Source organism: Larkinella insperata, assembly GCF_026248825.1.
GTDB classification, from domain to species: Bacteria; Bacteroidota; Bacteroidia; order Cytophagales; family Spirosomataceae; genus Larkinella; species Larkinella insperata.
The window spans coordinates 2,050,001-2,060,000 of the sequence record NZ_CP110973.1 but is presented as its reverse complement, the minus strand read 5'-3'; the positions used below and the strand labels follow the sequence as shown (position 1 = coordinate 2,060,000).

General features: G+C 50.2%; 8 protein-coding genes, 1 tRNA gene and 2 rRNA genes (2 of these 11 cut by a window edge). All 11 read right to left on the bottom strand.

Annotation, left to right across the window (positions count from 1 at the left end):
* Positions 1-463, bottom strand: partial view of a tryptophan synthase subunit alpha gene (gene trpA, locus OQ371_RS08375; protein WP_265993331.1) — the 5' portion only. Its footprint begins 353 nt before the window's first position; the window shows 463 of its 816 coding nt (coding positions 1-463); it begins with the start codon at positions 461-463; its stop codon lies off the left edge, out of view.
* Positions 464-536: 73 nt separating this feature from the next.
* Positions 537-1,739, bottom strand: coding sequence for a tryptophan synthase subunit beta (trpB, locus tag OQ371_RS08370; protein WP_265993330.1), 1,203 nt, complete (start codon positions 1,737-1,739; stop codon positions 537-539).
* A gap of 163 nt (positions 1,740-1,902) precedes the next feature.
* Complete coding sequence (locus tag OQ371_RS08365) at positions 1,903-2,550, bottom strand: phosphoribosylanthranilate isomerase (RefSeq protein ID WP_265993329.1); 648 nt, start codon at positions 2,548-2,550, stop codon at positions 1,903-1,905.
* Positions 2,547-3,371, bottom strand: coding sequence for an indole-3-glycerol phosphate synthase TrpC (gene trpC, locus OQ371_RS08360; protein WP_265993328.1), 825 nt, complete (start codon positions 3,369-3,371; stop codon positions 2,547-2,549). The genes OQ371_RS08365 and trpC overlap by 4 nt, the downstream gene beginning before the upstream one ends.
* Before the next feature lie 72 nt (positions 3,372-3,443).
* Positions 3,444-4,433: an anthranilate phosphoribosyltransferase gene (gene trpD, locus OQ371_RS08355; RefSeq protein WP_265993327.1), complete on the bottom strand. Its 990-nt coding sequence runs from the start codon at positions 4,431-4,433 to the stop codon at positions 3,444-3,446.
* A 21-nt stretch (positions 4,434-4,454) separates the two neighbouring features.
* Positions 4,455-4,997: a class I SAM-dependent methyltransferase gene (locus tag OQ371_RS08350; RefSeq protein WP_265993326.1), complete on the bottom strand. Its 543-nt coding sequence runs from the start codon at positions 4,995-4,997 to the stop codon at positions 4,455-4,457.
* Between the two features lie 128 nt (positions 4,998-5,125).
* Positions 5,126-5,692, bottom strand: coding sequence for an anthranilate synthase component II (locus OQ371_RS08345; protein ID WP_265993325.1), 567 nt, complete (start codon positions 5,690-5,692; stop codon positions 5,126-5,128).
* 12 nt (positions 5,693-5,704) lie between these two features.
* Positions 5,705-7,147, bottom strand: coding sequence for an anthranilate synthase component I family protein (locus tag OQ371_RS08340; protein ID WP_265993324.1), 1,443 nt, complete (start codon positions 7,145-7,147; stop codon positions 5,705-5,707).
* Between the two features lie 183 nt (positions 7,148-7,330).
* Positions 7,331-7,404: transfer RNA gene (locus OQ371_RS08335), tRNA-Pro, on the bottom strand.
* Between the two features lie 83 nt (positions 7,405-7,487).
* Positions 7,488-7,599: ribosomal RNA gene (rrf, locus tag OQ371_RS08330) — 5S ribosomal RNA — on the bottom strand.
* Between the two features lie 113 nt (positions 7,600-7,712).
* Positions 7,713-10,000: ribosomal RNA gene (locus OQ371_RS08325) — 23S ribosomal RNA — on the bottom strand; it runs 609 nt beyond the window's last position.

The window sequence follows — 10,000 nt, the reverse complement described above, 5'->3', positions numbered from 1 at the left end:
TCTGGGGAGTTATTAGAAATATGTTCAGCAGATTATACCGGTCAAATATTGATTTGTAATCTCGCTCGTAGACGTCGATGGGCAAATCAGGCACAATAATTCCATCTACACCAACCTCGGCGCATTTCCGACAGAACTCTTCAACGCCAAACTGAACCACGGGATTTAAGTAGCCCATCAGTAGAATAGGCACTTTAACTTTTTCCCGAATTCCCTTCAACTGGTCAAATAAAATGCGCAGTGTCATGCCATTGTTCAGGGCTTTTTGATTGCTCTGTTGAATCGTTTCACCATCGGCAACCGGATCCGAGTACGGCATTCCTATTTCAATAATATCTACTCCGGCCTGCTGTAACGTTTCCAGAATCGGCACGGTATCGTTTAGTTGCGGAAAACCGGCGGTAAAGTAAACGTTCAAAACTTGGTTGGGTTTATGCTGAAATAACTCGGTAATGCGGTTCATGGCCGTTGTAGTTAGAAAATGGAACTTTCGTCCGCCGGTTCGGGGGCGGATGGTGTTTCTCAAGGATTCAGACTTACTTTGGAAGATGGGCTGTGTAGGCGGCTAGGTCTTTGTCTCCCCGACCGGAAAGGCAGATGACCGTCACCTCGTCCGGGCCTGCTTTCAGTTTAGGAATACAAGCTAATGCGTGCGAAGATTCCAGGGCTGGAATGATACCTTCCAGACGGCTCAGCTCAAAAGCAGCATTCAGCGCTTCCTGATCCGTAATGGAGTAGAAGGTCCCACGTCCGGAAGCAAACAGGTGGGCGTGCATGGGGCCAATGCCGGGATAGTCTAACCCGGCGGAGATCGAATACGGTTCAACAACCTGCCCGTCTTCGGTTTGCATCAAAATGGTGCTGCTCCCGTGTAAGATACCGGGTTTTCCCAACGCTGTTGTAGCGGCTGAATGACCGGTTGCTATTCCCTGACCAGCCGCTTCGGCCGCAATGAGCTGTACGGTTGGTTGATCCAGGTAGTGATAAAATGCGCCGGCTGCGTTACTTCCTCCACCTACGCAGGCAATGACATAGTTAGGATTGGATTGACCCGTTTTTTCGTGTAATTGTTTACGAACCTCTTCCGATATAACGGATTGAAAACGAGCCACCATATCGGGGTACGGGTGCGGCCCTACCACCGAACCAATGACATAGTGCGTATCGACCGGATTGTTGATCCAGTGCCGCATGGCCTCGTTGGTGGCATCTTTGAGCGTCTGACTACCGCTGGTGGCCGGAACCACACTGGCGCCGAGCATCCGCATCCGATCAACATTGGGCTTCTGGCGCTCCATGTCAATGCTGCCCATGTACACAATACACTCCAACCCCATGAGCGCACATACGGTTGCGGTAGCGACACCGTGCTGGCCTGCGCCGGTTTCGGCAACAATCCGCTTTTTACCCAGCCGCTTGGCTACCAATATTTGCCCAATGGTATTGTTGACTTTGTGGGCACCCGTATGACAGAGATCCTCCCGCTTTAGGTACACGGTTGTGTTATAAGTTTCTGACAGACGGCGAGCGTGAAAAAGGGGTGTTGGACGCCCGACATAATCTGTCAGTAGTTCCCGAAACTCACGCTGAAAAGAGGGATCGGCAATAATGGAGAGGTAATTCTGACGCAGTTCCTCCACGTTGGGATACAACATTTCCGGAATATACGCTCCACCAAATGTTCCGTAATAGCCGCGGTCGTCGACCTGGTAAGCTGATTTTACTTCTGTAGTTTCCATTGTACTCAAAAACAAGTATGCAGTAACATCTAATCGCATCCAACCAACTTTTGGTCTCAACACCTGCCGTTTTACGTGTTACTACGGATTTATTAAAGGCAGAAAAGCCCGGGAGACAGTTTTTGACTGTCTCGGAAAGTATAGTTATTTCATTTAGTTCCGGTTAAATGACGGTTTCCTCTTCTTCGACGGGTTTCAAGCCAGTAATGACAGCTTTCACGGAAACCGCATCTTTCAATCCGGGGCTTAATTCTACTTTGCTGTTGATGTCAACTCCGTAGAGCTTCAGCTGCTTCAGCTTTTCCAATGAATTGAGGGTACTTGCGTCGATTCCTCCACTGATGAAGAACGGCTTTTCGTTGTCGTAGCGGCTCATCAGACCCCAGTCAAACGCAATACCGTTACCGCCGGCTTGTTCTCCTTTCGCATCGAACAGGAAGAAATCGCAGGACGGTTTGTAGTTGTTGATCATGCTGAAGTTGAATGATTCATCAACGGCAAATGCCTTAATAATGCTAACACCCCGGTTTCGCAGGTTTCGGCAGAAGTCCGGCGTCTCGTTACCGTGCAGCTGAACGTATTGCAGATCGTACTTCTTTACAGTACGCAGAATGTAGTCCGGGCTGGCGTTAACGAACACCCCTACCTTTTTTGTGCTGCGCGGAAACGACTTGAGCAAGTCGGCCTCCAATTCATCTCCAACAAATCGAAGAGATTTGTCGTAAAAAATAAACCCCATAAAATCGGGTGTCAGGGCGAGCAATTCACGAATGTTATCGGAATCCCGCATTCCACAGACTTTTACTTTCATACGATGTATTGTTTTTGAGGTAATGGATGCAACTGGTTTACTTCATCGATCAGCTGCTGCAAAGCGCCAGCCGGATCGGCGGTTTTCATAAACGTTTCTCCGATCAAAAAGCTTTGGTACCCAGCCTGCCGAAGCGCCACGATGGATTCGGCTTTTTGCAAACCGCTTTCCGAAACTTTAACGAATGAATCCGGAATCAGCGCCGAAAGCCGCACGGACGTTTGAACATCCGTCACAAACGTTTTCAGGTTGCGGTTGTTAACGCCCACCAGATCAACGGTATCGGTCAGGTGGTTGGCCAGTTCGTCCTCATCGTGTACTTCGAGCAAAACTTCCAGCCCCAATTCGTGCGCCAACTGGCTATAGTCGACAACCTGCTGAGGTGTCAGGCAAGATGCAATGAGCAGCACAAAATCAGCCCCAATTGCTTTAGCTTCGATGATTTGATACGGGTCAATGATAAAATCTTTCCGGATAATTGGCGTCGAGGGGTTAGCCTGGCGGGCCTGCATCAAGTCGTTGGATGTACCGCCGAAAAAGGGTTCATCCGTTAAAACCGACAAACAGGCTGCACCGGCCCGGACGTAGCCTGCCGTGGTTTCTGCCACCGAGACCTGATCGTTGATAATGCCTTTTGAGGGAGACTTGCGCTTAAACTCGGAAATAATACCCGAAGATCCGGGCTGGAGAATGGCTTTGCGAGCAGACAACGGCTGCCGACTGAACAGCGGCTGTTGTTCAAGTTCCCGTTGCGAGACGACGGTTTTTTGATATGTTACTTCGGTTTGCTTACGCTCAATAATCCGTTCAAGTACGTCCATTCTATTTTTATTCCTCGTTATTCCGGTGGTATACTACCTTACTCGTTGTTCAACCCAATTGTTCAAATCTCCTCAGTCGGCCAGCAGTCTTTCAAGACTCTTCAATGCTCGGCCGCTTTCCAATGACTCCCTCGCCTGCAGAATGCCTTCCTCAACGGTTGCAGCCCGCTCAGCAGCCACCAACGCCAAAGCCGCATTGGCGATCACCGCATCCGTTTGGGCGGGTGTTGCTTCATTTTTCAGGACATTCATGAAAATTCGGGCGGAGTCTTCCACCGACTTGCCTCCGGCCAGTTGTTCGGGTGAAAGTTGGGGCAAACCGATTTGGTGCGGAGTCAGTACTTGCTCAGCGTGTGCGGAGATCGTCTTGAAGGCGCCGGTCAGCGACACTTCATCATAGCCATCCAGAGCGTGTAAGATCATAAACCGCTTGGGGGTTTGCTGATAAAGATACGCATATAATCTGGCTAATTCAAGACTAAACACGCCAACGAGTTGTTTTTTCGGGAAAGCCGGGTTGACCATTGGTCCCAGGACATTGAAGAATGTTTTTACACCCAGCTCTTTCCGAATGGGTCCGACGTTTTTCATGGCCGGATGGAAGAGGGGAGCATGCAGGAAACAGATACCGGCATTCTCGACTTTTCTTCGTAAAACATCGTAATCGTTGGTAAATCGGTAGCCGAGGTACTCCATCACCGTCGAAGATCCGCACATGGACGACACACCGTGATTGCCGTGCTTGGTGATGCGCTGACCGGCCCCGGCAACAACAAAAGCCGCCAGGGTAGAAATGTTAAAGGTATCCTTCCCGTCGCCACCGGTTCCGCATAAATCCATCACATCGTATTCCGACAGATCCACGGGCAGACAAAGCTCGAGCATGGCATCCCGAAAGCCTTCCAGTTCTTCAACGGTAATGCTACGCATCATGTAAACTGTCAGAAATGCCGCGATTTGCGAGGTGTTGTACTGCCCTGTACTGATGCCGATCAGGACGCGCTGCGCTTCTTCTTTCGTCAGCGTTTTGTATTCGAATAAGTGGTTTAGTATGTCTTTCATAGTGATGATACAGTCTGTGGTTTATCGCCTGATGCAAAGCATTTGGTCACCGTTTTTCTGAAAATGATAGGCTACTTTGATCAACTCGGCCTGATGACCATTCTGTCGGCATTCGGCCAAAACGGTATCTACAAAAGCAGAGGGCTGGTTGGTTAGATCAATCACCGGAAAAATCCGCACTTCAGCCGCCAGGCGCAAAAGCTCCCTGACCGCCTGAAGATGGAAGTCTTCGGACAAATGGGCTGAATACAGAAACAGCAAATGAGAACAAAGCGCCAGATCAAACGACTGGTCGGAAAAAGAGGTTTCCGGGAGCGACTCCGTTTGGTACCGGCCGTTCTGCTTGCCACTTTCGTAATCTGCCAGGAATTGCCGCATTGCTTCCATTCGTTGAATTCCTACCTCATCGGCATCCCGAAAATCAGTCCAGTTATAGTGTTCAGCATTTGCTTTCAACTGACTGATTACCGTATCGTACGTTTGCTCAATTCGAGTTGCTATTTCGCCCGCCGAGAATCTATAAATTGGATCAATTGACACTACGGAATGCCCAAGCTGCTGCATCTCTGCGTTAAAACTGGCAGGTCCATCGCCAACGCCAAGAATACGTTTTTGCTCGTCAGATTCCGTTAAATTGAACATCCGACGGTATTCATCCCGTGTGCGACCCCAGGGAATTACTGAATCCAGCTTCACGATTCCAACCAGTTTTGCAGCATTTCTTTCCCATGCTCCGTCAGTACCGACTCCGGATGGAACTGAACACCCCGCACGTCGTATTCTTTGTGCGCAATTCCCATGATCCGACCTTCTTCATCAACCGCTGTAACCACTAGTTCGGCGGGTACGGTGTTGGGAACAACCGTCCAGGAATGATACCGTCCAACCATTAACTCTGCCGGTAGCCCCTTAAATAACTGCTCCGAGGTGTTTTTTATAAAAGTACGATGAGCAACACCGTGATAAACGTCGGACATATTTTCTAGGGTCGCTCCAAAGACTTCGCTAATTCCCTGGTGACCAAGACAAATTCCTAAGATGCTTTTCGTCGGGGCATAGGTCCGGATGATCTCCTGCATCAAACCAGCTTCTGACGGTATTCCCGGCCCCGGCGACAACAGGATTTTGTCATAAGCCTCTACTTCCTCCAGCGTTATTTTATCATTGCGACGGACATCAACGGTATGGCCGAGCTCGCGGAGGATGTAGACGAGGTTGTATGTAAACGAATCGTAATTATCAATGACCAGCACGTTCATAAAACGGTTCTTTTAGATTGTTTCGGCCTGTTTCATGGCCGTCCGAAGCGCCATCAATTTATTATGTACTTCCTGAAGCTCACTTTCCGGATCTGATTTGGCTACCACACCGGCACCCGCCTGGTAGTGCAATACGTTGTTGCGACTCAGGAAAGTCCGAATCATAATGGCCTGGTTGAAATCTCCTTTGAAATCCATGAAGCCAATGCAACCAGCGTAAAACCCACGACTCGTCTGTTCGTATCGGTCAATCAGTTGCATAGCCATGTGCTTGGGCGCACCAGACAGGGTACCCGCCGGAAACGTTTCCCCCACAATTCGCAACGGTTTTGCATTCTCGTTCATTTCCCCAACCACTTTCGATACGAGGTGAATGACGTGCGAATAGAACTGCACTTCTTTGAAAGTTTCCACCTTAACGGTTTCACAATTGCGGCTCAAATCGTTGCGAGCGAGGTCTACCAGCATAACGTGTTCGGCCGTCTCCTTCGGATCATCGTGTAGTTTCTGAGCCAACTCGGCATCGGCGATGTCATCACCCGTCCGCCGAAACGTACCCGCAATGGGATAGATAATGGCGTTCCGACCTTTAACTACAATTTGGGACTCGGGGGACGAACCAAACAGTTTATAGCTGCCATAATCGAAATAAAACAGATAAGGAGAGGGGTTTAAGGATCGAAGGGCCCGGTAAACATTAAACTCGTCGCCCCGAAAGGCCGTAGAAAATTTGCGGGAAAGCACAATTTGAAATACGTCACCGCGGTGGCAGTGATCGATTCCTTTCTGAATAACTTCCAGAAATTCCTGATCTGTAAAGTTGGATTGTTCCGGCTGGGTTGTTTGAAAGCTGTAAGAAGGGAAATTACGACTTTTGATTAGCGTTTCGATGTAATCGAGGTTATCCGCACCGGCTTCCTGGCCCTCTTGCAGGTAAGTATGCTCAAAAAGATACAGCTCGTCTTTGAAGTGATTAATAGCAATGACATACCGAAAGACCTGATAAACTACCAATGGCACATCGTTTTCCGAAGAAGTTGCTTTTAATGTGATGTCCTCAAAAAACTGTACAGCGTTATAACCAATATGACCGAAAAGTCCGTTGGTTATAAATGGAAAAGCGTGCTTCTGGTAATGAAAGCACGCTCTAAACTCTTCAATAGCAGAAAGCAAATCCCCTTTAGCCGTAACCGTGGTAGTGTTGGACAAACCATTCGGATAATTAGTGGTGATGGTTTTTCCATCAAACTCAAATTTAGCTACAGGATCAAAACAGATATACGAATAACTATTGTCATTCCCGTGATAGTCTGAGCTTTCCAATAGAATGCTGTTCACAAACTTATCCCGTAATCGTAAATAAATACTCACGGGTGTCAACGTGTCAGCAAGCATTTTGCGATACGAGCTAGCGACTTTGAAAGGTGATTGCTGTTCTTGAACTTGAGTGTCCATAAAGGTGAATTGGTTAGAAACAAAAAAAGCCCACTGTGTTGAACAGTGGGCTTTTGAAAACCAGTTGGATAAGGCTACAAAGCATACGCGGTCTGTTCAACTCCGTTTGAAGAAGAACGCCACCACCAAAGATTAGAAGAAATAACTTCAAAAATCATGTTTGTAACCAAGTTAAGAATTATGTCGGGGTGGCGGGATTCGAACCCACGACCTCTACGTCCCGAACGTAGCGCGCTACCGGGCTGCGCTACACCCCGATTATGGCGCAAATATAGAAACTTGCAATCAAAAAGAAAAAATTTGTCCCCATCTCATTGCTGAAATGGGGACGGATAATCTGTGGTGGCGGCAACCTACTCTCCCGGAAGTGACTCCAGTACCATCGGCGTAACGGGGCTTAACGGCTCTGTTCGGTATGGGAAGAGGTGTTCCCCCGCACCCTTGCCACCATCCCAGCTCGTGCGGTGCTGTGCCTCAACGGACACACCTACCGTGGATGGTTCTTTTTTAAGCTTCTTTAAGAAGAAAGAGATTCACAATCACCAGACTCCCACCAACAATGTCAACGCTTCGGCCCTCAGGTCATTAGTACGGCTCGGCTGTAACGGTCTCCCGTCCTGCACCTGCCGCCTATCAACGTCATCGTCTCTAACGTCCTTCAATAGAAGACTCATCTCCGGGCCGGCTTCGCACTTAGATGCTTTCAGCGCTTATCCAAACCCCACGTAGCTACCCGGCCGTACCGTGGGCACAATAACCGGTTCACCAGCGGTGAGTCCACCCCGGTCCTCTCGTACTAAGGGCAGCCCCCGTCAATCTTCTAACGCCCACCACAGATAGGGACCGAACTGTCTCACGACGTTCTGAACCCAGCTCGCGTGCCACTTTAATCGGCGAACAGCCGAACCCTTGGGACCTTCTCCAGCCCCAGGATGTGACGAGCCGACATCGAGGTGCCAAACCTCCCCGTCGATGTGAGCTCTTGGGGGAGATCAGCCTGTTATCCCCGGCGTACCTTTTATCCTTTGAGCGATGGCCCACCCATGCGGAACCACCGGATCACTATACCCTGCTTTCGCACCAGCTCGGCTTGTCTGCCTCACTGTCAAGCTCGCTTCTGCTATTGCACTCCACAGCCGGTTACCAACCGGCCTGAGCGAACCTTTGGAAGCCTCCGTTACCCTTTCGGAGGCGACCACCCCAGTCAAACTACCCGCCAACCACGGTCCCTGACTTTGTCAGGTTAGACGCCAACACACGCAAGGGTGGTATTTCAACGTTGGCTCCCCGATGCCTAGCGACACCGGCTCATAGCCTCCCACCTATCCTACACATGCTTGTGCCAGCGTCCATGATAAGCTGTAGTAAAGGTGCACGGGGTCTTTCCGTCCCGTGGCGGGTATCCGGCATCTTCACCGGAACTACAATTTCACCGAGCTCATGGCTGAGACAGTGCCCAGATCGTTACACCATTCGTGCAGGTCGGAACTTACCCGACAAGGAATTTCGCTACCTTAGGACCGTTATAGTTACGGCCGCCGTTTACTGGGGCTTCAGTTCAGCGCTTCGCCTTGCGACTAACGCCCCCCCTTAACCTTCCAGCACCGGGCAGGTGTCAGACCCTATACTGAATCTCTCGATTTCGCAGAGTCCTGTGTTTTTGGTAAACAGTCGCCTGGGCCTTTTCTCTGCAGCCTCCCATCGCTGGGTAGGCCCCCCTTCTCCCGAAGTTACAGGGTAAATTGGCCGAGTTCCTTAGCCATGACTCACTCGAGCACCTTAGATTATTCATCTCAACTACCTGTGTCGGTTTGCGGTACGGTTAGCTGTGTGATTAGCGATAGCGGCTTTTCTTGGAAGCCCTTCCCGGACACTATCCCCGGCACCCGAAGGTGCCAAGGTACTATCGGCCTCCACCTAGTTCCACGGATTTGCCAATGGAACCACTAGCTTATAGCCTTCAACGCCCTATTCCCGCAGGGCGCGATCCGTTCAGTACTCCGTCCCCGCTTCTCTCATACAGCCAGTACGGGAATATTAACCCGTTTACCCTCAGGTGCGGCCTTCGCCTTCCCCTTAGGAGCCGACTCACCCACCGTTGATTGCCATCGCGGTGGAATCCTTAGTCTTTCGGTGTGCGGGGTTCTCACCCGCATTGTCGTTACTTATGCCTACATTTGCTTTTCTAAGCAGTCCAGCAAAGCTCGCGCTTCACCTTCACCCCCCTTAGAATGCTCTCCTACCACAACAAGCCAAAGCTTGTGTCCACGGCTTCAGTGGGTTGCTTGATGCCCGTTTATTATCGATGCCCGCCTCGCTCGACCAGTGAGCTGTTACGCACTCTTTAAAGGAATAGCTGCTTCCAAGCTAACCTCCTGGCTGTCTCGGCAACCGGACCTCCTTTGTTCAACTGAGCAACCACTTGGGGACTTTAGCCGGTGGTCTGGGTTGTTCCCCTCTCGGAGTCGGACCTTAGCACCCGACCCCTCACTCCCGCATCACTTCTCAGGCATTCGGAGTTCGTCAGAAGTTGGTAGGATGTGACTCCCCCTAGTCCTATCGGTAGCTCTACCTCCTGAGAAATTGACATGCAAGGCTGTTCCTAAAAACATTTCGGAGAGTACGAGCTATTTCCGAGTTTGATTGGCCTTTCACCCCTACCCGCAGCTCATCCAAAAACTTTTCAACGTTTACTGGTGCGGTCCTCCATGACATGTTACTGCCACTTCAACCTGGCCACGGGTAGATCACCCGGTTTCGCGTCTACCCCCACTGACTGCGTCGCCCTATTCAGACTCGCTTTCGCTTCGGCTCCCCCCCTCAAAAGGGTTAACCTGGCCAGTGACGGTAACT

Excerpts from the sequence above, each read along its gene's own strand:
- OQ371_RS08345 (WP_265993325.1), bottom strand. The coding sequence starts at position 5,692 with ATGAACGTGCTGGTCATTGATAATTACGATTCGTTTACATACAACCTC.
- OQ371_RS08350 (WP_265993326.1), bottom strand. The coding sequence starts at position 4,997 with ATGCAGCAGCTTGGGCATTCCGTAGTGTCAATTGATCCAATTTATAGA.
- trpC (WP_265993328.1), bottom strand. The coding sequence starts at position 3,371 with ATGGACGTACTTGAACGGATTATTGAGCGTAAGCAAACCGAAGTAACA.
- trpB (WP_265993330.1), bottom strand. The coding sequence starts at position 1,739 with ATGGAAACTACAGAAGTAAAATCAGCTTACCAGGTCGACGACCGCGGC.
- OQ371_RS08340 (WP_265993324.1), bottom strand. The coding sequence starts at position 7,147 with ATGGACACTCAAGTTCAAGAACAGCAATCACCTTTCAAAGTCGCTAGC.
- trpD (WP_265993327.1), bottom strand. The coding sequence starts at position 4,433 with ATGAAAGACATACTAAACCACTTATTCGAATACAAAACGCTGACGAAA.
- OQ371_RS08365 (WP_265993329.1), bottom strand. The coding sequence starts at position 2,550 with ATGAAAGTAAAAGTCTGTGGAATGCGGGATTCCGATAACATTCGTGAA.